This window comes from Stutzerimonas xanthomarina DSM 18231, assembly GCF_900129835.1.
GTDB classification, from domain to species: Bacteria; Pseudomonadota; Gammaproteobacteria; order Pseudomonadales; family Pseudomonadaceae; genus Stutzerimonas; species Stutzerimonas xanthomarina.
This window is the reverse complement of the sequence record NZ_FQXA01000004.1, coordinates 91,009-114,480: the sequence shown is the minus strand read 5'-3', so window position 1 is coordinate 114,480 and position 23,472 is coordinate 91,009. Positions and strand designations below refer to the sequence as shown.

The 23,472-nt window shown below is 60.3% G+C and carries 18 protein-coding genes; 8 read left to right on the top strand and 10 right to left on the bottom strand.

Features of this window, described 5'->3' with window-relative positions; translation table 11 throughout:
• Nucleotides 1-21 precede the first annotated feature (21 nt).
• The 5 genes from BUE09_RS11545 to BUE09_RS11525 all read right to left on the bottom strand — a co-directional run bounded on the left by BUE09_RS11545 (nt 22) and on the right by BUE09_RS11525 (nt 7,335).
• Nucleotides 22-1,392 (bottom strand): ATP-dependent nuclease, encoded by a 1,371-nt coding sequence (locus BUE09_RS11545; protein ID WP_231975560.1) that lies wholly within the window; start codon nt 1,390-1,392, stop codon nt 22-24.
• A gap of 465 nt (nt 1,393-1,857) precedes the next feature.
• Entirely contained in the window at nt 1,858-2,256 is a 399-nt protein-coding gene (locus tag BUE09_RS11540) for a hypothetical protein (protein WP_073301117.1), read from the bottom strand.
• Between the two features lie 2 nt (nt 2,257-2,258).
• Nucleotides 2,259-4,490, bottom strand: coding sequence for a hypothetical protein (locus BUE09_RS11535; RefSeq protein ID WP_073301116.1), 2,232 nt, complete (start codon nt 4,488-4,490; stop codon nt 2,259-2,261).
• The gene (locus BUE09_RS11530) at nt 4,487-6,076 is read right to left on the bottom strand and encodes a site-specific integrase (protein WP_073301115.1); all 1,590 of its coding nucleotides are present in this window, start codon (nt 6,074-6,076) and stop codon (nt 4,487-4,489) included. The genes BUE09_RS11535 and BUE09_RS11530 overlap by 4 nt, the downstream gene beginning before the upstream one ends.
• Entirely contained in the window at nt 6,073-7,335 is a 1,263-nt protein-coding gene (locus tag BUE09_RS11525) for a site-specific integrase (RefSeq protein ID WP_073301114.1), read from the bottom strand. Before BUE09_RS11525 ends, BUE09_RS11530 begins: the two co-directional genes overlap by 4 nt.
• A 147-nt stretch (nt 7,336-7,482) precedes the next feature.
• On the opposite strand from BUE09_RS11525, the gene ettA reads away from it, so the two are divergent.
• Together ettA and gdhA are read left to right on the top strand one after the other, a co-directional pair.
• Complete coding sequence (ettA, locus tag BUE09_RS11520; RefSeq protein ID WP_143164656.1) at nt 7,483-9,177, top strand: energy-dependent translational throttle protein EttA; 1,695 nt, start codon at nt 7,483-7,485, stop codon at nt 9,175-9,177.
• Nucleotides 9,178-9,594: 417 nt separating this feature from the next.
• Nucleotides 9,595-10,932, top strand: a complete 1,338-nt coding sequence (gdhA, locus tag BUE09_RS11515; protein WP_073301433.1) for an NADP-specific glutamate dehydrogenase — start codon at nt 9,595-9,597, stop codon at nt 10,930-10,932.
• 178 nt (nt 10,933-11,110) lie between these two features.
• Here the strand turns inward: gdhA and BUE09_RS11510 are convergent, their stop codons facing one another.
• Nucleotides 11,111-11,887, bottom strand: a complete 777-nt coding sequence (locus tag BUE09_RS11510) for a ferredoxin--NADP reductase (RefSeq protein WP_073301112.1) — start codon at nt 11,885-11,887, stop codon at nt 11,111-11,113.
• 298 nt (nt 11,888-12,185) lie between these two features.
• On the opposite strand from BUE09_RS11510, the gene BUE09_RS11505 reads away from it, so the two are divergent.
• The 4 genes from BUE09_RS11505 (at nt 12,186) to BUE09_RS11490 (ending at nt 15,642) form a co-directional block, all read left to right on the top strand.
• Nucleotides 12,186-13,313 carry a methyltransferase gene (locus tag BUE09_RS11505; protein ID WP_073301111.1) on the top strand — a complete coding sequence of 376 codons (1,128 nt, stop codon included), beginning with the start codon at nt 12,186-12,188 and terminating at the stop codon, nt 13,311-13,313.
• Nucleotides 13,310-13,687 (top strand): MerR family transcriptional regulator, encoded by a 378-nt coding sequence (locus BUE09_RS11500; RefSeq protein WP_083380652.1) that lies wholly within the window; start codon nt 13,310-13,312, stop codon nt 13,685-13,687. Before BUE09_RS11505 ends, BUE09_RS11500 begins: the two co-directional genes overlap by 4 nt.
• Before the next feature lie 57 nt (nt 13,688-13,744).
• Nucleotides 13,745-14,149, top strand: a complete 405-nt coding sequence (locus BUE09_RS11495; protein WP_073301110.1) for a carboxymuconolactone decarboxylase family protein — start codon at nt 13,745-13,747, stop codon at nt 14,147-14,149.
• 266 nt (nt 14,150-14,415) lie between these two features.
• Nucleotides 14,416-15,642, top strand: a complete 1,227-nt coding sequence (locus tag BUE09_RS11490; RefSeq protein ID WP_073301109.1) for an MFS transporter — start codon at nt 14,416-14,418, stop codon at nt 15,640-15,642.
• A 206-nt stretch (nt 15,643-15,848) separates the two neighbouring features.
• On the opposite strand, the gene BUE09_RS11485 is transcribed toward BUE09_RS11490, so the two are convergent.
• The 4 genes from BUE09_RS11485 to BUE09_RS11470 all read right to left on the bottom strand — a co-directional run bounded on the left by BUE09_RS11485 (nt 15,849) and on the right by BUE09_RS11470 (nt 20,381).
• Nucleotides 15,849-18,053, bottom strand: coding sequence for a xanthine dehydrogenase family protein molybdopterin-binding subunit (locus tag BUE09_RS11485; protein WP_073301108.1), 2,205 nt, complete (start codon nt 18,051-18,053; stop codon nt 15,849-15,851).
• Nucleotides 18,050-19,036 (bottom strand): FAD binding domain-containing protein, encoded by a 987-nt coding sequence (locus BUE09_RS11480; protein ID WP_073301107.1) that lies wholly within the window; start codon nt 19,034-19,036, stop codon nt 18,050-18,052. Before BUE09_RS11480 ends, BUE09_RS11485 begins: the two co-directional genes overlap by 4 nt.
• A complete protein-coding gene (locus tag BUE09_RS11475; protein ID WP_073301431.1) occupies nt 19,033-19,566 on the bottom strand; it encodes a (2Fe-2S)-binding protein in 534 nt (177 codons plus the stop codon). Before BUE09_RS11475 ends, BUE09_RS11480 begins: the two co-directional genes overlap by 4 nt.
• Before the next feature lie 212 nt (nt 19,567-19,778).
• Nucleotides 19,779-20,381, bottom strand: a complete 603-nt coding sequence (locus tag BUE09_RS11470; RefSeq protein WP_073301106.1) for a nucleotidyltransferase family protein — start codon at nt 20,379-20,381, stop codon at nt 19,779-19,781.
• A gap of 340 nt (nt 20,382-20,721) precedes the next feature.
• On the opposite strand from BUE09_RS11470, the gene BUE09_RS11465 reads away from it, so the two are divergent.
• The gene (locus tag BUE09_RS11465; RefSeq protein ID WP_073301105.1) at nt 20,722-22,017 is read left to right on the top strand and encodes an NCS2 family permease; all 1,296 of its coding nucleotides are present in this window, start codon (nt 20,722-20,724) and stop codon (nt 22,015-22,017) included.
• 311 nt (nt 22,018-22,328) lie between these two features.
• Entirely contained in the window at nt 22,329-23,417 is a 1,089-nt protein-coding gene (gene trmA / locus BUE09_RS11460) for a tRNA (uridine(54)-C5)-methyltransferase TrmA (RefSeq protein ID WP_073301104.1), read from the top strand.
• The last annotated feature ends 55 nt before the right edge of the window (nt 23,418-23,472 follow it).

Sequence of the window (23,472 nt, the reverse complement as noted above, 5' to 3'; positions counted from 1 at the left end):
GGTAGGAGAACACGCAGACTTCTAAATAGCGCCGGTTGGTCGGTGGCCCCTCACTGGCAGGACGCCGCCCACATTGATCACCGACACACCATGCTTGGTCAGGTCTTTTCCAAGCCTACGCGCAATGGCTGGCAGAAGGATCGCCTCAGCATCGCCCTCCACCACCAATAGTCCTTTGGCGAAGAACAATCCTGCTTTCGTGACGTCCAGGAAGCGACTGAGGAATCGATAGTCATCGGCGCCCAAGCAGGTCTGATCTTCAGCCAGCGAGAACGCGCGCCCTCGATGCATGAGATCAAGATTCTGGATCGGAATCTTTGAGCTCAGATTCGGGCTGTGAGTGGTCAGAATCACCTGAACCGGTCTCAAACCGTCCGCAGGTTTCGCGGCCTTCTCAAGAAACTCCATGAGCTGCAGTTGCCGCTGCGGGTGCAGGTGAGCCTCAGGCTCTTCTACCAATAGAAGCGGCAGGCCGTCTGGCTCCTTTCCAAGCAGGAGGAGCTCGCAGGCCATAAACAGTACGTTGTTTGAGCCCAAACCATAAACGCCCCGGGACTCGCCCGAAGCGTGATCAAGCAACCCGAGTTCCAAGCGCTCAAGGATCTGTTTGAGCCTCGCATCCTCGGTACCCCCCTCGCCGAAACTGATACGGCTTGTCAGGGGCTGTCCCACAAGAGAAAGCGGGGCCAGGTAGTTCTGGTTAATGGCATGTTCAGCACTGACGATAGCGCTGTGCTTGTTCACCAGATAGCGCATGTAGTCGCCCATGCCAGCAATGCTCAACGCTTCTGCATCGACGGGGCTAGCAGGCGGGGTCGCGGTATCGAAAGCGCTTCCGACATCGATGCTTGGGAAGCTGCTCAAGACCTGAGAGAGCCGGGAATTTCGGCCTGGCGACATCTCGCGCTCTGCATCACGTAATGGTTTCAAGTACGCAGTGGCGAGCAGAAGACGGGCCCCTGCATCCAGGGACGGCCCTTCCCCATTCTCACCAGAACGCACTGAAATATCCACCCATCTGCGGGTTAGAGTTGAGCCTTGGACACGCGTGGCTGACCAATGGATGTGTAGACGACCTACGCCGTTTTTGTAGGTGACATACTCAGCGAACGCTCCCAGTTCGGCCTTACTCAAACCATCTAATGTGCACCTCAGCGTGATGGTACTGGCCTGAGCTCCGCTGTCATCGATATGGAAGTCTTGGAGTTGAAGCTTCAGGTATTCGGCATCACGGGTTTGCAGTACATACCGGATCGCATCGATGACGGCTGTTTTGCCTGCGTCGTTTTCCCCGACCAACGCGGTAACACCTGGGTTGAAGGTGACTTCCAAGCCACAGTTAGCCTGGCCAAACTGGCGGAAATTTTCTAGTTTCAAGACGGATAGATACACGATTAGGCCCCCTGTTACTCATGACGAGGCAGGGACGCCTATCTTGGCCATTTCCGCCAACGCAGTACTCATCCCTGATGAAAGGTAGCTATATGGCATGATTTCGCAGGCGAAACCAATCCCCTGGGATGACTGTCCGCTCCTGGCCGATTCCTGCCTAATCCGAAAGGCTCAAAGCGGTCAAAATCGGTCATTAATGGCCAGCGGCAACAGACCGCTTCATTCACGAGAAAATTATTCAGGTGTGAGCATGGAAATCAAATCGCTGGCGACGGTAGCCATGATTGAGAATGTGATCTACGACTTTTGCTCCACTGGCACTCGCATCCCCGATTGTGGCTTGCAATATGGACGTGTCATCAACTCGTACCCCTCCAGAGCTTAGCGCGGAGCATGGTCCGAGTGCTCGGATTTCAGGACGTTGCTGCCATGAGTCTTTTCCAGGTATGTGTTTTGAGCACCGGATCAGCTCTTCTTTCGAAGTTGTGAAACCGGCCGCTCCAACATCGATTGCGTTAGCCCGTGCATATCCGCATTGGCTTGCCAAATCAAAAACCGGCGATACATATCTCGAACAGCAGCTGACAGTTTCTGATTATTCTCTGTCAGTTTCTCAATGCGCTCGTTGGCTGCCTGAATATCGCTAATCCAGCCCGGCTTCAGCTTCTGAGCCTTCAATCCCGCCTTGGCATTCTTCATTGCTAAATCCACGGCAGGTAGATTCATCAGGGACTGGCGAGCACGACTAATACCCAGTTTTTCTTTGCAGGCATCAACAAGCAATGGCCAGGTCAGCTTCGGCCCTGACCATTCCTCAATCAGCTTAATGATGCGTTTCTCATCCTTTGGCGTTAAATGCCCCATCGTTAATCCTCGATCTCATCCAGCAAAGCCAAGACGTCATCCAACGATGGCAACGCCTCTTGCGTCTGGTTATCTTCAATGAATTTGACTTCGATCAGCCCCGACATTGCGGCGGCGTTCTTGGCCAGCGTCCAACCGTTATCGGCGTTCCACACAATGGCACCTTTTTCGAGTTCCGGGTTTTCCAGCATTTGGATGAGCGCCTCGCACTTAAAGAGTTTCTCACCCAATTTTTTGGCCGACTCCGACGCCCCAAACACACCACGAGACTGCGCATCCATGGCTTTATCTAGGCGGCGTTTAAGGTCGTCGCGTTCTTCCATGAGGTTGCCCAGCTTCACGTCATCCCCTTTGATGCAACCGAGCCGCCCGCAGTCCAAACAGGCACCCATTTTCGGGCAGGGTTCGGATGGAAAGTTGTGAACACAAACGCCAAGGTGGGTTTGATGGATAATGCGATCCTGCTCACCCTCGCGCAGTTCCCTCACATCAGCAAGATGCAGAGGCTGATTGGTTATGACCTTGTCCAGCCGGTGAGCAGCGGTGCTGTGCTTCGTTTTGGGGTGGTAAGCCGCAACACCTTGGGTGCGGTCCTCGATGGTTTCATGGTTGTAGACAGACCCCATCGACGTGCGCCCGGAGAAGGCGTCAATCAGGAGCTGCGACAGACCGGCCTCGTGCATCCGCGTGTTTAATTCGTGCCGAAACGCATGCGTGTTGACCTTGAGACCGGGGTAGCCATAGCGCTCGAACAGGCTTTTCTTTCTCCGGTTGTTAGTACCGCCTAGTTGCGTAGTCAATCGGATAGCATTCGCCGCGATCTCCACGCCAAACCCGTGTATCACAACGCGAGCTGAGTCGTCAGTTAGTGCTCCCGTGCGCACGGTGAACAACGCATAACGGTACCTCACACGAGCTTTGCCCTCCGTGTACGGCGTGGTGTATGGAAAATCCTTTGGAAGATACTTTTCACGCAACAGCACATTGAGCTTGCGCAGCGTGAGCACACACCGGTCGTCATACGCAAAACCCTGGATTCCTGGCTTGTCCTTATCAAATATGCGCTTCCCTACCATATCCCACCCGCCACGGATCTCGGCTAAGAGGGCTCGGGCCCCGGGGCTAAGCGCCTTTCGCTTCTCCAAGGGTTTGAGGAAATTGGCATTGAATACGCTTCGCGAGCCGCAGACGTTAGAAACGGTGAGTTTTAGCGCGGCACAGGCTTCGGCGTACGTGAGCGGTTCATCAAGCCCTCTGGGTGGCAGCCCTTCATGGAGTGGAAACTCATCGGGATGGTCTTCCAGCCAGGCGGCGTAAGTCCGCGCCTCGTCGGTGATCGGTCTCAGTAACGTGATGACCCGCTCGACGACCGGCTCCATCTCAGGCCTAACGACGGGCTTCAGCATCACCTGGTTTATCTTTTCCGCGTACCAGCGCAGGAACATGCGCCGATTGCCCTGGGTATCCTCTTTGAATACCCGGCAATCCAATTCAACATCCGCCAATTCACCCACGCGACTCGGAGCACTCAGTAACAGCGCACAGGCGGACGTCACAACGATATCGAGGGGGTTCGTCAGTTCGTTTGAGAACACTTCCCCGAGGACTCTGATCGCGTCAGGGTTGGGCAGCTTCTGTTCCCGATCCGCTTTTTGCTGCTTGAGCGTGCCACGCGGCCTGAGCGTCAGGTGAGTAGTCCACTGGAAGTCTGACTTGAGCAATTTTTTGGCCCGCATAAGGGTGATGATGGCCTCAAGTGCCTTGCCGTGCTGGTATGCGGTGTTGCCTTTTGTCCAGCGACGGTCCATGTCCTCGCACGCCTTGTTACAGATAGCGGCGGACACCCGCGTCACATCCTGCGTGCCGGTCAACTCGAACAGGGCGGCTCCCATCCCGGCCAAGGCTCTCAGCCAGATTGTCATCACCTTTTTCTGCGAATACACCCTTCGGTACACCAGTATGGCTTTGGCAAAGTCCGTGAAGGGTATCTGCATCGCCTTTGGGGCAACGTTGGTCGATCCGAGCGCCCTGAAGCTACAAGCATAGAAGCCGTGTTGGTGCCAACTGCCGTCTTCCCAGCAAATGCTCGAGTGCACTTGATTGGGAATGCCTTTGGGCAGGGTCTGTTTTGCCCATTCGATAAACGCCGCGAGCTGAGCCTCCGCGGCCAGTTGGTCCCTGGGTTTATAATCGACAATGTTGTTCGTCGGTACAGAATAAAACGCGTCGGTCATTCACCTTTCCTTTCCGATCGGAGCATGACTTCACAATCCAGTATCACCTTGCGGCAAGCCAGAATTGCCCGATCCCAGAGCACACCGGTCGTTTTATCCGTGGCAATGGTTTGCTCCCGGCGACGCTCTAATCGCTCAAGGACCGCGTGGTGATCTGCGTGTAGAAGAGGTTGGAATTTTCCGCATGCGTAACAGGTGTACGGTGCATCGAGATGGCAGGCGGCCGTGGCACCGCATACAGCCAAATCCTCGATTTGTCGATCCGCTCGATCCCCGTTTTTCGCTGAGGTGCGATCCGTAACGATGATTCCGGTGAACGCATTCACAACCAAGGCCAGATGGTCGCTCATCTTCGCGTCGATCAACGCCAGCAACTCCGGCGAAACGGCGCGGTACTTTCGCACTGTCATAGTATTTGTGTGCATCAATGCACGAGCCATCGTCCACTCATCATGCCCCGCATTGGAAAGGTCAGTGCCGAGTGTGTGCCTGAACCTGTGCCCCCGCGTCACTTTCAGCGGCTGATGGGTGCGAGGCGAAATCGGAAAGCCCTGCATCCGCTCAATGCACGCAAGCCAACCTTTGATCGTGCTTGATCCGGCATGAAAAATCGGGTGCGGCGCGTCTTCGAGGCTCTTTTGAAGGGGGCTGTTGAGCAAAACAGGGGGGGTCAGCCGCTCCTGAACTCCTGCTTCATCATGTTCTAGCTTCTTACGAAATAGGGGCACATTCTCAATGGCTGCATTCCAATCGGTACCGTCTGGATACGTTTGCCAGAGTTGCGCCAGTACCATTGCCTTGTAGGCATGCACGGTGTTGTAGAGGTCCTCATCCAGACTGAATATTTCGGACTTTACTCGCCAACCCGCTTCGTCGTCTTTTTGCTTTGCCCAATGAAACCTGATCTTGCAGCCCTGATTGCTCTTCGTGAAATCACCAAAAACCAGCATTCGCATCTGAACGCCACGCTGCCCGTAAATTATCAACAGGCGCAGGTAAAGATATTGCTCAAAATTTAACTTCCCGTGACAAAACTGCTCATGTATCCATTGATACAGCGCGTCCTGTTCCACCTGCGTGAGCGGGCCGCGTTCGGGGTCCAGGCTGAGGATCACATCTGTGCTGGATTTCTTTTTCCTGGGCAGTTCCTTGTAAGCATTGATCAGGGATTGCGGCGGGCGCTGTTCGAGTGATTCACAGTCGTGCCAAAACGCCATGAACGTAGCAATGCTAGAAAACTCAACAACATTAAAGCGCTCTCGCAGATCTATCAGTTGACCCTCGTTTAGCGGGTCAATCCCGGCCTGAGCAGCCCGCGACAACACGCTGGCGACCAGATTAACCGAGCCGGCTTCCTGATCGGCCATGCGGTACGCCAGGACGGCGTGCAACCAGGGTTTCCATTCCGGTGAGACGCACGCAATAGCCGCTTCCCAGTTAAGTGAATTACCAGCCGATCTGTCTGGTTTCCACATCGGTTCGGCCGGTGTGAACACCTCCCCACATTTCGCCAGGCGAGGCGTGTTCAGCCATGCATCGAGGCTGTCCTTCGTGGGTGCCTGAAGTGCTTCGACGGAGATTTTCACTTTGAACCGCCTTGTGTCTCGGCCTTTTGACGCATGGCCTTAAACCGCTCGGCCCGCTTCTGTATCGCTTTGTCCGCCACTTCTTTCCAGAATTTCGCGCCGTAGAGGCCAGGCATGTCCGATCCGGGACTCCAGCCGAACATCCATGTGAGGGTTTTTTGAACCTGCGTGGTGCGATCCTCCGGCGTGAGCGCTGCCAGTTCCTCACGCATGCTTTCCAGCATCGTGTAGACCGCGTCATGCCTCAGAATATGCGGGTGCACATGAGCCAGTTCCGGTGCTATTTCTCGGACCCTGGATAGAACGCCATCGATTGCTTTGATGGTCAGAGGGCCACCCTCATTTCGCTTGTGCGCCACCAGCAAAAACGGATGCTTTCTCGCTTGCGATGTGCCGCTACGGGGTTTTCTGTGGCGATACTTCGATTCGTACTCAGTGATTGCGTCATACAGGTCATCGGTCATCACCAGCATGCGCTCGTTGGTTTTGAATTGCGGGGCCATCGTTCGTGGATCGAGGCTCTCATCCTCCAGGTTGACCACAGCTAGTTGACGACTGTGCCAGCGAATATCGCTGGTCTTGATCAGCAGCATCTCGGAGCGTCGCAGCCCCATGTCGAGACCCAGCAGCAAAATGATGTAGTTACGCAGCCTGATGGCTTCATCTGAAAAGGGGTTCTCGGCGCTATCCGGATGCATGATTTCCAGCAATCGAGTTCGCTCCTGGCTGGTAAGCCCTTTCATTTCGTCGATTCGCGTTTCTTTCCACGAAGGGCGGGCCGCTTTGATCTTGCGTTTGATGCGCCCCTTCAGGTCGTCAATCGCCTCATATCGTGTTGAGTGATCACCCAACTTGTCATAAAGGAAGGCCAGATAGTCGCGTACCGCCTCGATTCGCTGCTGCGCATGGACTTTGCCAACGGATTTGTAGGCAGTCGGATGCAAACGCATCCCCGCATACTTCATGGCCAAGGTTTCCTTACTAAACCCCGCGTCCGACACAAACCTGGAAAGCTCACTGTCTGTCAAGTACCGGCTGTGAGGGCGCTGTTCGAGGTGAGAAATCAAATCAATGGAGGAAAAGGCCAAAAACTCCTCTAACACAGCCAGATGCTCAAGGTACTTCTTGGTTGTTTCGAGGGCTCTGCCCGAGTGCTCCATGGTCATGTAGAGGTTGGGGTAGTAAACCGGGATGTAGTCTTGCACCAGCAGCTTTCTACGAGCACCATTCACCACCTGCTCTATGACCTGGAAACCCATATTGCCCCCTCATAAAACATAACTTTTTTAAGTATAGTCAGGAACAAGATATGGTCAACGCAAAACCTAACGTTTTGCTTTCCAGAATTTAATCGCTTGTCGCTACCATAAAGCATTGAAAACACAGGATTAAAGGCGAGTAAAACCATGTCCAAAAGTGACAAAGCAGGAAAAACAGGCTCTTACGTCTACACCATGCATCGACTCGGCAAAGTCGTACCGCCGAAGCGTGAAATCCTCAAGAACATTTCGCTGTCCTTCTTCCCCGGCGCCAAGATCGGCGTGCTCGGCCTCAACGGCTCGGGCAAGTCCACCCTGTTGAAGATCATGGCCGGGGTCGACAAGGAATTCGACGGTGAAGCGCGGGCGATGCCCGAGCTGAATGTCGGTTACCTGCCGCAGGAGCCGGAGCTGGACCCGAACAAGACGGTTCGCGAAGTCGTCGAGGAAGCCGTCAGCAGCATCAAGGATGCCCAGGCGCGCCTGGATGAGGTCTACGCCGCCTACGCCGAGCCCGATGCGGACTTCGACAAACTGGCCGCCGAGCAGGCCAAGCTCGAAGCGATCCTGCAGGCCAGCGATGGCCACAACCTTGAGCGCCAGCTGGAAGTCGCCGCCGACGCCCTGCGTCTGCCGCCGTGGGATGCCAAGGTCGAGCACCTGTCCGGCGGTGAGAAGCGCCGCGTGGCACTGTGCCGTCTGTTGCTCTCGGCACCCGACATGCTGCTGCTGGACGAGCCGACCAACCACCTGGATGCCGACTCGGTGGCCTGGCTGGAACACTTCCTCCACGACTTCACCGGCACCGTCGTGGCGATCACCCATGACCGCTACTTCCTCGACAACGTGGCCGGCTGGATTCTCGAACTCGACCGCGGCCAGGGCATTCCTTACGAGGGCAACTACTCCGGCTGGCTCGAAGCCAAATCCAACCGCCTGGCGCAGGAATCCAAGCAGCAGTCGGCGCATGAAAAGGCCATGAAGGAAGAGCTGGAGTGGGTGCGCAAGGGCGCCAAGGCGCGCCAGTCCAAATCCAAGGCCCGCTTGCAGCGCTTCGAGGAAATGCAGTCGCAGGAATTCCAGAAGCGCAGCGAAACCAACGAAATCTACATCCCTGCCGGGCCGCGCCTGGGCGACAAGGTCATCGACTTCAAGAATGTGACCAAGGGCTACGGCGACCGCGTTCTGATCGATGATCTCTCGTTCAGCATGCCCAAGGGCGCCATCGTCGGCGTGATCGGCGGTAACGGCGCGGGCAAGTCGACCCTGTTCCGCATGATCATGGGCAAGGAGCAGCCGGATTCGGGCAGCATCGAGATCGGCGATACCGTGCAGGTCGCTTGCGTCGACCAGAGCCGCGATGATCTCGACGGCAGCAAGTCCGTCTGGGAAGCGGTGTCCGACGGTGCCGACATGATCCGTATCGGCAACTACGAAGTGCCGTCGCGCACCTACGTGGGGCGCTTCAACTTCAAGGGCGGTGACCAGCAGAAGTTCGTCAAGGACCTTTCCGGTGGTGAGCGCGGCCGTCTGCACCTAGCCCTGACGCTGAAAGAAGGCGCCAACGTGCTGCTGCTCGACGAACCCTCCAACGACCTCGACGTGGAAACCCTGCGTTCGCTGGAAGAAGCGTTGCTGGACTTCCCTGGCGCCGCCATCGTGATTTCCCACGATCGCTGGTTCTTGGACCGTGTCGCCACACACATCCTCTCTTACGAAGATGACGGCAGCATCGTGTTCTTCGAAGGCAACTACACCGAGTACGAAGCCGATCGCAAGAAGCGCCTCGGCGATGCAGCCTCCCAGCCGCATCGGGTGAAATACAAAAAGCTTGCCCAGTAACAGCCAGCAGAAAACGGAGCCGAAAGGCTCCGTTTATGTATGACCAACCGCCACGGGAGGAGCTGCTGCCGGAGGCACTGACCGTCGGGTGGCGCTGCACCACGCTCTCGGTTCGAACGCGCCCAGCCATCTCTACATCGACCGCCAGACTGGCATCGGCGGCCTGATATCGGGCGCAACATCGTGCTTCACGATGCCGCATGTCCGCTCGGCATCGTCGGCCACAGAACCCACCGTAAGGCCAGGCACGGCTCTACGCCTTTTTGTGCCGTTGATCGTGGCTGATGCCAGCTCAAATGCACCTTCTGGCGACATGCTTGACGCATGTCGCACTTCCGCGGTGCAAATCAGGTTTGCTACAGTCGCCAGCCATAATTATTAATGACTGCCGACAACGCGGTCGCCGAGGGCCCATTGATGATAGAAACCGTAGATGCCTTTCTCGCCCGGTTGAAGCAACGCGACCCCCACCAACCCGAGTTCCACCAGGCGGTGGAAGAAGTGGTTCGTAGCCTCTGGCCATTCCTCGAAGCCCATCCGCATTACATGCAGGCCGGCATCATCGAACGCATGGTCGAGCCGGAGCGCGCAATCATGTTCCGCGTACCCTGGGTCGACGATCAGGGCCGTGTGCAGGTCAACCGCGGCTTCCGCATCCAGATGAACAGCGCCATCGGCCCATACAAGGGTGGCCTGCGTTTCCACCCGTCGGTGAACATCGGCGTACTCAAGTTCCTTGCCTTCGAACAGGTCTTCAAGAACTCCCTCACCTCCCTGCCCATGGGCGGCGGCAAGGGCGGCTCGGACTTCAACCCGAAGGGCAAGAGCGACAACGAAGTGATGCGCTTCTGTCAGTCGTTCATGACCGAGCTGTACCGCCACATCGGCGCTGACCTCGACGTGCCGGCCGGTGACATCGGCGTCGGCGGCCGGGAAATCGGCTTTCTGTTCGGCCAGTACAAGCGCCTGTCGAACCAGTTCACCTCGGTCCTGACCGGCAAGGGCCTGGCCTATGGCGGTAGCCTGATTCGCCCCGAAGCCACTGGATACGGCTGCGTGTACTTCGCCGAGGAAATGCTCAAGAGCGTGCGCAGCAGCTTCGAAGGCAAGCGCGTTTCGATCTCCGGTTCCGGCAACGTGGCCCAGTACGCCGCGCAGAAGGTCATGGAACTGGGTGGCCTGGTCATCTCGCTGTCCGACTCGGGCGGCACCCTGCACTTCCCGGACGGCCTGACCGAAGAGCAGTGGCAATACCTGATGGATCTGAAGAACGTCCGTCGCGGACGCCTGGAAGAAATGGGCGCGCACTTCGGTGCTACCTACCTGGCTGATCAGCGCCCGTGGAGCCTGCCGTGCGACATCGCCCTGCCTTGCGCCACGCAGAACGAACTGGATGGCGAGGACGCCCGTGTACTGCTGAAGAACGGCTGCATCTGCGTGGCCGAAGGCGCCAACATGCCCTCGACCCTGGAGGCCGTGGACCTGTTCCTCGAGGCCGGCATCCTCTACGCCCCGGGCAAGGCATCCAACGCCGGTGGTGTGGCCTGTAGCGGACTGGAGATGAGCCAGAACGCCATGCGCCTGCACTGGACCGCCGGTGAGGTCGACACCAAGCTGCACAGCATCATGCAGTCGATCCACCATGCCTGCGTCTCCCACGGCGAGGAGAATGGCCGGATCAACTACGTCAAGGGCGCCAACATCGCCGGCTTCGTCAAGGTCGCCGATGCCATGCTGGCCCAGGGCGTCGTTTAAGCAGCGGCGCGCTTCAAGCCACAAGCTGCAAGAAAAAGCCCCCATCGGAATCATCGGGTGGGGGCTTTTTATTGGAGGCGCAATGACACCCACCCTCTAGCGTGCAAATCTCGCGAAGCGATCTCCAGCCCCGCGGCATGAACGCGCGTGGCGGCAGCTTCGGCGATCCATCCTCGCCCTACCAATAATTCTCCACCGCCACCTGCCCCGGCCTACGCGTCATCGCCAGGTTCATATCACGGGTCTTGAGCAGCGCCCGGGTGTCTTCAATCATCTGCGGGTTGCCACAGAGCATGATGCGCGAATGCTCAGGCTCCAACTGCAGATCAGCAGCACGCTCCAGCTCGCTGCTCTCGATGAGTGTGGTGATACGGCCGTTCAGGGCTCCGGGTACCTGCTCGCGGGTCACGACTGGCAGGTAGGTCAATTTCGAACCAAGCCCCTCCAGGTAGTCACGCTGTGGGAGCTCGCGGATAAGCTGCTGATACGCCAGTTCCGATGCGGTACGCGCGCTATACACCAGCACGATCCGCTCGAAGCGTTGCCAGACCTCGAAGTCCTGCAGGATCGAGAGGAACGGGGCAATGCCAGTGCCGGTGCCGAGCAGCCACAGGTCGCGGCCGTCGATGAACCGATCAAGGGTCAGGAAGCCGAACGACTGCTTGTCGACCAACAACTCATCACCGGGTTCGAGGCGGCTCAGCTCGCTGGTGAATTCGCCGTCCGGCACCACGATGGAGAAGAAGTCGAGAAACTCATCGTGCGGTGCGGACACCATCGAGTAGGCGCGCCAGACGATGCTACCGCTCGGCTTACGGACACCAAGACGGGCGAACTGCCCAGCGGCAAAGCGAAAGCCGGGATCGCGGGTGGTGCGCAGGGTGAACAGGTTGGGCGTCAGGGTCTGCACATCCAGCAGACGCTGACGGGTGAACTTCTCTTCGTTGACGGTCATACTTCGCTCCTTCCGAACATCTTTGGGCACCGAGCGTGTCCGGGCCGTGGAAAACCTAGGTAAGGCAGGCAAGGGAAGGCAAAAACAGCTGAAGAAGCGAATCGGGGCTCGCGTGCGAGCTTGGGCGGCGTTCAAGACGAGCATGGCTCATTGTGTGAGCCTTCCCGGTTGCCTGATGCGCGCCAGTCGCAAGCGACTCGCTCAGGCTGTTTCTATGCAGTGTTGCCGATGCAGGTGATTTTCCGTGGCCTGGCCCCTTGATACTCCTTTCCGACGTCTATAAACACCGCCAGTTCTTATGCCTATTCTTGAAACGCCCTATGCCCGCCTCGACCTGGTCCGCCAGCCTGAGCAGCCCAACGAACCCTTGCAGGCATTCGATGCGGCGGACGAATACCTGTTGGCGCAGCTTCACGAGCAGGGTTTGCCTGCATCAACACGAGTCCTGATCCTCAACGACAGCTTTGGCGCCCTGACCTGTGCGCTGGCGGCGCAGGCGCAAGTGACCAGCAGCGGCGACTCCCATCTGGCGCATGTGGCGCTGGAAAAGAACCTGCAGCGCAACGCCCTGCCGGGTGACGCGGTGGCCTTCGTGCCCGCCAGCGAGGTAGCGCAAGGCCCGTTCGACAGGGTGCTGATTCGCGTCCCCAAAACCCTCGCCCTGCTGGAAGAACAGCTGATTCGCTTGCATGGCCAGCTGGCACCCGGCGCACAGGTGATCGCCGGCGCGATGATCAAGCACCTGCCGCGCGCGGCGGGTGATCTGCTGGAGAAATACATCGGCCCGGTGAAGGCCTCGCTGGCGGTGAAAAAGGCACGGTTGCTGTTCGCCACGCCAGCGCAAAAGCCGGCGCCCACTTCGCCCTACCCGACCCGCTACCGCCTTGATCAGCCGGGCCTGGAGCTGATCAACCACGCCAACCTATTCTGCCGGGAAGACCTGGATATCGGCACCCGCGCCTTTCTTCCGCATCTGCCCAAGGCGCTCGGCAACCTGCGTGTGGCAGACCTGGGTTGCGGCAACGGCGTGCTCGGTATCGTTTATGCGCTAAGCAACCCCCAGGCGCAGATGACATTGGTCGATGAGAGCTACATGGCAGTGCAGTCGGCGCGGGAGAATTGGCAGGCGATCCATGGCGACCGCCCGGTCGATATCCGTGCCGGGGACGGGCTGGCCGAGCAGCCGATGGATTCGCTGGATCTGGTGCTGTGCAACCCGCCCTTCCATCAGCAGCAGGTGGTTGGTGATTTCCTCGCTTGGCGAATGTTCACCCAGGCCAAGACGGCACTCACCAAGGGCGGCGAGCTGTGGATCGTCGGTAACCGCCACCTGGGCTATCACCTCAAGCTCAAGCGCCTGTTCGGCAAGGTCGAGCAGGTCGCGGCGACGCCCAAGTTTGTCATCCTGAGGGCGATCAAGCCGTGAGCGAAGCGCCGGTTCGGCTGAGCATCCAACAGTTCGCCCAGCGAACCGGGCTCTCGGCCGACACCCTGCGCTACTACGAAAAGATCGGCCTGTTGCGCCACGTCGCGCGGGACGCGAGCGGCTTTCGGGTCTATGGCCCGCGTGATCTGGAATGGGTCGGCTTTATCCTGCGCCTGAAGGACACCGGCATGGCGCTGGACGACATCATTCGCTACGCCGATCTGCGTGAACGCGGCGAATCTACTCTTGCGGCGCGCCAGTCCCTGCTTGAAGCCCATGCCGCCAAGTTGCAAGATCGCCTCGAGCGCGACCGCGAGCATCTGACCGCACTGCAGGCGAAGATCGAGCGGTACCGGCAGCAAACAATCGCTTGACCTGGAGTCGACTCCAACCCTCAGCCTCTTCCTCTATCCAACCAAGAGGAACGCTTCATGCCTGCATCCACCCGCTATACCGAAGGACTGGCCAAACTCGAGCAAATCGACGGTGAGGCTGGGCGAAAGGTCATCGACAGCCTGCAAGCCATTGCGCCGGATCTGGCCCGTTACGTCATCGAGTTTCCGTTTGGCGATATCTACCAGCGCCCTGGCCTCGACCTGCCACAGCGTGAGCTTGCGACAGTCGCGGCGCTAACGGCGCTGGGACATTGCCAGCCGCAATTAGCGGTGCATATCCACGGCGCATTGAACGTCGGCTGCACGCCAAAGCAGATCGTCGAGATAATCATCCAGATGGCGGTTTATGCCGGCTTTCCTGCAGCATTGAACGGTATGGCGACCGCCAAGGCGGTGTTTGCCGAGCGCGGGTTATTGCAAGGAATGGAGCCCGACGCCTGATCGCGTACGCATGGTGAATCCAGCCCACGGCAGATACCAACACGCGTCCACGGTGGGCTAAAGCCCACCCTACAGGGCAAGACACCGCAGGGGTCTGATACGTAGGGTGGGCTTCAGCCCACCAGAGCACCCTGTCTCGACTGCTGGCGGGCCGAAGCAAAAACGCCGCTCGTCCATCCGTTCGGCTTTCTGCGGGCAGATTGCCTCACAGCGCCACCGGGGCTGAATGCTAATCTGGCCCACTGCCCACCTTGCGCCTCGACCTGATGTCCACACACGCCAAACTCCTGCTCCGCCACCAGCGCCCTTTCATCAAGTTTTGGTTCGCCCGCGTGTTCACCGCCAGCGGCTTTCAGATGCTGGCGGTTGCCATCGGCTGGCACATGTACGAACTGACCGGCAGCGTGCTCGACCTCGGGCTGGTGGGCCTGGCCGAATTCTTTCCCCGGCTGCTGTTCATCCTCTGGACCGGACACGTCGCCGATCGCTTCGACAGAAGACGGGTCGCCGCGCTGTGTCAGGGCTTGCAGGGGCTGATCGCCCTGGCGCTGGTGCTTGGCGTCGGTGGACTCGGCGTGACACGGGAGATGATCTTCGTGCTGGCGTTTCTGCTCGGCACAGCACGTGCCTTTGAGGGCCCGGCGACCCAAGCGCTGTTGCCGAGCCTGGTGCCTGCCCAATTGTTTCCCGCGGCGGTCGCGGCTTCATCGTCGGCGATGCAGACAGCCACCATCGTCGCGCCCGCGCTCGGTGGCCTGTTGTTCGCCATCGGCCCTTTATGGGTCTATGGCCCGGTTGCGCTGCTCTTCGCTCTGGCCTGCAGTTTGATGCTGAGCCTGCCGAAACGCCCGGCGCCGCCAAAGCAGACCGGCCCGGCGATGGACAACCTGCTCGCTGGCATGCGCTTTATTCGCAGCCGACCGGACATCCTCGGCGCTATTTCCCTGGACATGTTTGCCGTTCTTCTCGGCGGCGCCACGGCGCTGTTGCCGGTGTTCGCCAAGGACATCCTGCTCACCGGCCCCTGGGGCCTTGGGCTGTTGCGCTCGGCGCCGGCGGTGGGTGCGCTGCTGATGTCGCTGTGGCTGGCGCGTTACCCGATCAACAAGCGAGTCGGGCGGGTCATGTTCGCGGCCGTCGGGGTGTTTGGCGTTGCGACCATTGCCTTCGGCCTGTCGACATCGTTCTGGCTGTCCATGGCCGTGCTGGTAGTGCTCGGCGCGGCGGACATGATCAGCATGGTGATTCGCGGCGCCTTCGTGCAGTTGGAGACGCCGGACGCAATGCGCGGCCGGGTCAGTGCAGTCAACGGTTTGTTCATTGGCGCGTCCAACCAGCTCGGTGAATTCGAGTCCGGCCTGACGGCTCACTGGTTCGGCACGGTACCGGCCGTGGTGATCGGCGGCGTCGGTACGCTGATCGTTACCGGCGTCTGGATGAGGCTGTTTCCGACGTTGGCCAATCGGGACCAGTTGCATCGGGATCTGGATTAACGTTGAAACGAGGCGGCGTAACGTAATCCCCACGCGCCCCGTTTCAGGGCGGGGTGTAGTGGGCTGAAGCCCACCCTACATACTCACCCTACCGGTCCACGCCACAACCTGAACCGCAGACCGTTGCGTGGGCCGCTTTAGCCCAACCCAAGAGCGCCGTGTCGCCAGAGAGGTGGGCTGAAGCCCACCCTACGGAACGCCAACGCCTACAACAGCTTATCCAGGGTGATCGGCAGGTCGCGTACGCGCTTGCCGGTTGCGTGAAAGATAGCGTTGGCCACCGCCGCGCCCACCCCGACAATGCCGATCTCGCCAACGCCCTTGGAGCCCAGCGCGTTGACGATCTCGTCTTTCTCCTCCACGAAGATGACGTCTATCTCGCCGATGTCGGCGTTCACCGGGACGTGGTATTCCGACAGGTTGTGGTTCATGTAACGACCCAGGTTGTGGTCGATCATGGTCTCCTCATGCAGCGCCTGGCCGATGCCCCACACCACGCCGCCGACAATCTGATTACCGGCCGTCTTGGGATTGACCACCCGCCCAGCCGCCACGGCGCTCACTGCCCGGCTCACTTTGACCGTGCCCAGGGTTTCGTCAACGCGTACTTCGATGAACACGGCCGAATGCGTGGCGGTCGAATAATCGTTGCGCTTTTCACCAGGTTTGACGCTCACCTCGGCCTCAAGCACACCGCTGACGGCAACCACGTCCTCGATATCCACGCTGCGCGCGGGCGAGGCCTTCAGCCGCATCTGACCGTCCACAAACTCCACATCGTCGAGCTTTGCCCCCGTGAATGGGGACACGGGCGACTGCTGGGCCGCATCGAGGATTTTCTGACGCAACCCGTCGCACGCTTGCTGTACCGCGCTGCCCACCGAAGAGACGGTCGCCGATCCGCCCTCTAACGGCGCCTGGGACAGGCTCGAATCACCCAGGCGAAACTCCACGCGATCCATCGGCAGCCCCATGGCGGCGGCGGCAATCTGAGTCATCACCGTGTAGGTGCCGGTGCCGATATCGGCCGTGGCGCTGCTCACCACCAACCGGCCATCAGGCTCCATGCACGCCTTGGCGCTGGCCGGCATCTGCATGGCTTCCCACACCCCCGTGGCCATGCCCCAGCCAATCAGCTGATTACCGTCGCGCATGGAACGTGGCGCCATCGAACGGCGAGACCAACCGAAGCGCTCGGCGCCCTGCTCGTAGCATTCGCGCAGCGCTTTGCTTGAGTACGGTTTGTCCTCGTTTTCGTTGCGCTCGGAGTAGTTGAGCAGGCGCAGCGCCAGCGGATCGACATTCGCCGCATAGGCTAATTCGTCCATCGCGCATTCTAGCGCATACACGCCGATGGTCGCGCCTGGCGCACGCATGTCGAGTGGGGTGTAGACGTCCAGGGGCACCAGTTGGTAATCCAGAGTCACGTTCGGGCACTGGTAGAGCATCCCCGACCATTCCACTTCATGCTCGGTAAAGTCCTCGAACGACGACGTTTGACCGATCGCCTGATGGGTCAGCGCTTGCAACTGTCCATTGGATGCGGCGCCGATCGAGAGGCGCTGCACGGTGCGTGGGCGGTAGCCAAAGGTGAACATCTGCTGGCGTTTGAGCGCAACGCGAACCGAGCGCTTGAGCTTAAGTGCTGCCATCACGGCCAGCGGCAGCTGGTATTGCGGACGTAGGCCGGAGCCAAAAGCACCGCCGACGAAGGGCGACAGGATGCGGATCTTGCCCTTCATGCCAAACACCTCTTCGAGGTAGCGCATGCAGTTCTGCACACCCTGGGTCTTGTCGTAAATTTCCAGGTTGCCTTCTGGCAAGTAATGAACCGTCGACGCGTGAGGCTCCATCGGGTTGTGATGTTCGACGGGTGTGGTGTACTCGAGATGGAGCTTGACCGGAGCACTGTGTAACGCGCTATCCGCATCACCACGGGGTGGCGGCAGCTCGGCCGGTGCCTTGTGCATGGTTTCCAGTTCGCTGAGCAGGTCGGTCCGATGGGGCTCAGCCGCATACTCCACCTTCAACAGACTCCCGGCGTACCGGGCCAGCTCAAGGTTATCTGCGACGACCAGTGCGACGGGCTGGCCGCTGTAGAGGATGCGGTCGTTGAACAGCGGGCGGAACGGCGAACCATCGGCAGCATCGTCGTCCTCGTAGGGCTCGTCGTAGCTGGCGACGGGCGGGCGATTCTGGTGAGTCAGCACCAGCGCTACGCCCGGCACCGCCTCGGCGGCGCTGGCATCGATGTTCACGATCCGACCACGCGCGATGCTGCTGTTCACCACGCTGCCATAGAGCAGGCCGGGGAGGTCGAACTCAGCCGCGTAATGCGCCTGGCCTGTGACTTTCAGGGGGCCGTCGACGCGGTCGAGGGGTTGGCCAAACGGGGAAGAGACGGGCTTCATTGGGCGGCTCCTTTGGCGGCGTCGGTCAGCGCACGAACGATGGCGCGCCGGCCCAGTTCGATCTTGAAGGTGTTGTGTTCGAAGCCACTGGCACCATGAAGCAGGCTGTCTGCCGCGGCGGTGAAGGCGGCCTCGTCAGCCGTCTTGCCAACCAGCACCGCCTCTGCCTCGCGCGTGCGCCAGGGTTTGTGCGCCACGCCGCCCATCGCAATCCGGGCGTTAGCGATGCGGTCGCCATCCATTTCCAACGCCGCCGCCACAGACACCAGGGCGAAGGCATACGAGGCGCGATCACGCAGCTTGAGGTAGCTGCTGTGGGCGGAGAAATTCTGCGCGGGCAGCTCAACCGCGGTAATCAGCTCGCCGTCGCTCAGCGTGTTGTCACGCTCGGGCGTATCGCCAGGCAACCGGTGGAAGTCAGCGAAATCAATGCGACGCTCACCCTGAGGCCCCTGCACGTGTACCACGGCTTCCAGCGCCGCCAGCGCTACGCACATGTCCGACGGATGCACAGCAATGCAGGCATCGCTGTGGCCGAGGATGGCGTGAATGCGGTTCAGGCCGTCACGTGCGGGGCAGCCACTGCCTGGCTCGCGTTTGTTGCAAGGTGTGGTGCTGTCGTAAAAGTAATAGCAGCGCGTACGCTGGAGCAGGTTGCCACCGGTGCTCGCCATGTTGCGCAACTGCGGCGAGGCGCCCGCAAGAATCGCCTGAGACAGCAAGGGGTAGCGCCGCTGCACCAGCGGGTGCCAGGCCAGATCGGAATTACTCACCAGCGCACCGATGCGCAACCCGCCGTCAGGCGTTTGTTCGATATCGGACATCGGCAGACGGGTGATATCGATCAGCTGCTCGGGACGTGTGACGTTTTCCTTCATCAGATCGAGCAGGTTGGTGCCACCGGCGATATAACGGCTGTTCGGTCGGAACAGACCAATCGCTTCGTCGATACCGCTTGGGCGTGCATAACTGAACGGATTCATGGCTTGACCTCCCGCACGGCAGTGAGGCGATCGCGGGTTTGCGGCATGGCTTCTTCTATCGCCGCGAGAATGTTCGGGTAGGCGCCGCAGCGGCACACATTGCCGCTCATCTGCTCGCGCAGTTCGTCGCGGGTCTGTGCGTGGCCTTCGCTAACCAGGCCCACCGCCGAGCAGATCTGTCCCGGCGTGCAGTAGCCGCACTGAAAGGCATCGTGGCTGACGAAGGCAGCCTGCATCGGGTGCAGCTCCCCGCCGTTCGCCAATCCTTCGATGGTGGTCAACGTGGCGCCGTCGTGCATCACCACCAGCGTCAGGCAGCTGTTGATCCGCTTGCCGTTGAGCAGCACCGTGCATGCGCCGCACTGGCCGTGGTCGCAGCCCTTCTTCGTGCCGGTCAGGTGCAGTTGTTCACGCAGCAGATCAAGCAGCGTCGTCCAGGGATAGACCTCGACTTCACGGTGCTCGCCGTTCAATTGAAGGGTGATGGAACAGGCGGCAATCCCACCTGCAGCGGTAGACGTTTCGCTCATGGCAGCCTCACGGTTTGGGGGCTTCGGCTGCCTGTTCTGTGCAGGATCGCCGAAAAGCTCAGGCATTTGATGCGCTTTCCGTGCGCCTACGGGTACGACTGCCAGGGCGGAAAAAACGTTCAGCCGGCGAGCTGGAAAGCGCCGAGCAATGTGTGCCTTCGCCCATCTACCCCACCCTGAATCCACCGAGCGGTGACGGCAGCAGGCCGGTCTCAGGCGTCTCGGCGGTCCTCGGGTCGGTCGATGTCCTGCAGCACGCCGAGATCATCGACCTCGACTTCGATGACAGCGCCCGCGGCGAAAAGCGCTTGCGCACCACGATCACCGTCGAGTGCCATTACCTGCCGACGATAGCGGCTGCCGATGCCACGCGGGTGACCGAGCTGCCCCGCATGGCGCGGCAATACCAGTCGCTCCTGCTCGATTTCAGCCGCAATGCGACGGAAGGTTTCGCGGCGGATATAGGGCATGTCCCCAAGCGCGACCAGCCAGCCCCGCTCGGCCGGATACTGCGCAATGGCCTGCGCCAGACTGTGACCCAGGCCGTTGCTGCGCACCGTGAACACCTCGGCACCGAACGATCCGGCCCGCTGATCAAGCCACGCGCACAGCGCAAGATTGTCTTCGCGGGCGACCACCACCAGTCGCTCGGTGATACCCGTCAGCGACTCCAGCGTCGCTGCCAGCACGCCGGGGGCAGCAGGCGTATTACGGCTGGGTACGAGCAATTTGTCTTGATCGACAAGCTCGCGGTAGCGGCTGCCCTGTCCGGCTGCCAGCACCAGCGTGCACAGCCCCATGATTGGCTCAGGCATGAATAGACTCCATTTGCGGTGGTCCCGCCTCAGCCGTGGCCTCACCGACCTGTCAGGCGAAGCCACGGCTGGATCGATTGAACATCGCATCCTCGAAAACCGTGTACAGACACATGCGCGTGACGCATCGATGGCTCTTTGGACAGGCGCCAGCCGCAGAGGTGGCAGAGCCCAACGAAGCAGAACCGGCGGGTCACTCTAATCACATTCAACCGGCTGGAACGACGGTGTAAGATGCGCCGCTTTTGCGGGCATCGCCCGGATAAGCTTTGCTGTAACGAGCAAGTCGTCCAGAGAGACAACCCCAACGCATCATCGACCGGCAAGAAGAGGAATCACCATGCTGGAGAAGCTGTTCCAACTCAAAGCGCACAACACCACGCTGCGCACCGAGGTCCTCGCCGGTCTCACCACCTTCCTGACGATGGCCTACATCCTTTTCGTCAACCCGAGCATCCTGGCCGAGACGGGCATGGATCACGGTGCAGTGTTCGTCGCCACGTGCCTGGCGGCTGCCATCGGCTCGGCGATCATGGGCCTGGTTGCCAACTACCCGATCGCCCTCGCGCCGGGCATGGGCCTGAACGCCTTCTTCACCTATACCGTGGTGCTGACCATGGGTTACACCTGGCAGACCGCGCTGGGTGCGGTGTTCCTGTCGGGTGCGATCTTCTTCCTGCTGTCGATCTTCAAGATCCGTGAGTGGATCATTCACAGCATCCCGCTGGCGCTGCGTTCGGGCATTGCGGCGGGTATCGGCCTGTTCCTGGCGATCATCGCGCTGAAAAATGCCGGCATCGTCGTCGACAACCCGGCCACGCTGGTTGGCCTCGGTGACCTGACCGCCGGCGGCCCGCTGTTGGCCTGCCTCGGCTTTTTCCTGATCGCCGCGTTGGCCTATCGCAAGATCACCGGCGCGGTGATGATCGGCATCCTCGTCGTCACCGTACTGTCGATCATCCTCGGTCTCTCGGAGCTCAACGGCGTGGTGTCGATGCCGCCGTCGCTGGTGCCGACCTTCATGCAGCTGGACATCATGGGTGCGCTGGACATCGGCCTGCTCAGCGTGATTTTCGCCTTCCTGTTCGTCGACCTGTTCGACACCTCCGGCACCCTCATTGGCGTGGCGCAGAAAGCCAACCTGCTGGACAAGGACGGTCGCATGCCACGCCTGGGCCGCGCGCTCTTGGCCGACAGCACCGCGACCATGGCCGGCGCCGCCCTCGGCACCTCGACCACCACCAGCTATATCGAATCCGCCGCCGGCATCAGTGCCGGTGGCCGCACCGGTCTGACTGCTTGCGTGGTCGCCCTGCTGTTCCTGCTCAGCCTGTTCTTCGCCCCACTGGCCGGTGCCGTGCCGGCCTACGCCACCGCACCGGCGCTGCTGTTCGTCGCCGTGCTGATGATGAGCAGCCTCGCCAATATCGACTGGGAAGACCTTACGGTCGCCGCACCGGTGGCCATCGCCGCGCTGGCCATGCCGCTGACCTTCTCCATCGCCAACGGCATCGCCTTCGGCTTCATTGCCTGGACCGCGATCAAGCTGCTCGCCGGTCGCTGGCGTGAGCTGAGCCCGGCGATGTGGGTCCTGTCGATCCTGTTCGTGATCAAACTGGGCTGGTTTGCTGGCTGAAGTACCGGTGATGTTGGTGGGCTGAAGCCCACCCTACGGCACCGAAACGGAGCGTTGCCGGCCCTTCCGCCGAGTTCAGGACCATCGTAGGGTGGGCTTCAGCCCACCAAAACAGCCCACCAAAACAGCCCGGAACAGGACCTGAGCGGTCCTGACAACCCGAGCTGACGGCCGTACAATCCGCGCCCTCCGGTTGCGTAGGGTGGATGACGCTTTTTCATCCACCTTTCATACGGCGACGGTGGATGGATGAAGCGCCAGCTGCGCGCCCCGATTCACCCTACGATCTACCTACCATTCCAAGAGTCTTCATGAGCGCTCCGCAATTCGACCCCGCCACTTACGACGCCCAACTCGCCGAGAAAGCCGCGCGGCTGGTGGAACTGCTGGCGCCCTTCGACGCACCCGCGCCAGAAGTCTTCGACTCGCCACGTGAACACTACCGGCTTCGCACCGAGTTCCGCCTGTGGCGCGAGGACGGCCAGCGCCATTACGCGATGTTCGAGCAGGGCGACAAGCACACGCCGATCCTGATCGACGAATTCCCCATCGCCAGCCGCCGCATCAACGACCTGATGCCGCAGCTCAAGGCCGCCTGGAAGGCCAGCGAGACCCTGAGCTTCAAGCTGTTCCAGGTCGAGTTCCTGACCACGCTCTCCGGCGATGCGCTGATCACCCTCGCCTACCATCGTCCGCTGGACGACGCCTGGCAGCAGGAGGCGGAAACGCTTGCCGCGACCCTGGGCGCAAGCATCGTCGGCCGTTCCAAAGGCAAGCGCATCGTCATTGGTCGCGACTACGTGACCGAGCAGCTGACCGTTGCCGGCCGCACCTTCAGCTACCGACAACCCGAAGGTGCCTTCACCCAGCCCAACGGCGAGGTGTGCCAGAAGATGCTGAACTGGGCGTATGACGTGCTTGGCGAGCGCACCGACGACCTACTCGAACTCTATTGCGGCAACGGCAACTTCACCCTGCCGTTGGCAACCCGTGTGCCCAAGGTGCTTGCAACCGAGATCAGTAAATCCTCGGTCAATGCCGCGCTGGCCAACCTGGCCGACAACGGCATCGACAATGTCAGCCTGGTTCGCCTGTCCGCCGAGGAGCTGACCCAGGCACTGAACGAAGTGCGCCCGTTCCGCCGCCTGGCCGGCATCGATCTGAAGAGTTACGCCTTCGGCAGCGTTTTCGTCGACCCGCCGCGCGCCGGCATGGACCCGGACACCTGCGAGCTGACCCGCCGTTTCGAGCGCATCCTCTACATTTCCTGCAACCCGGAAACTCTCGCGGCGAACATCGCCCAGCTGCACGACACCCATTGCATCGAGCGCTGCGCCCTGTTCGACCAGTTCCCCTACACCCACCACATGGAATCCGGAGTGTTGTTGGTGCGGCGCTGAGCCTAGGCTGAGCGCCTTGCGGGGAATGACCGCAGCTGACGGGCCTCCTCTGCAG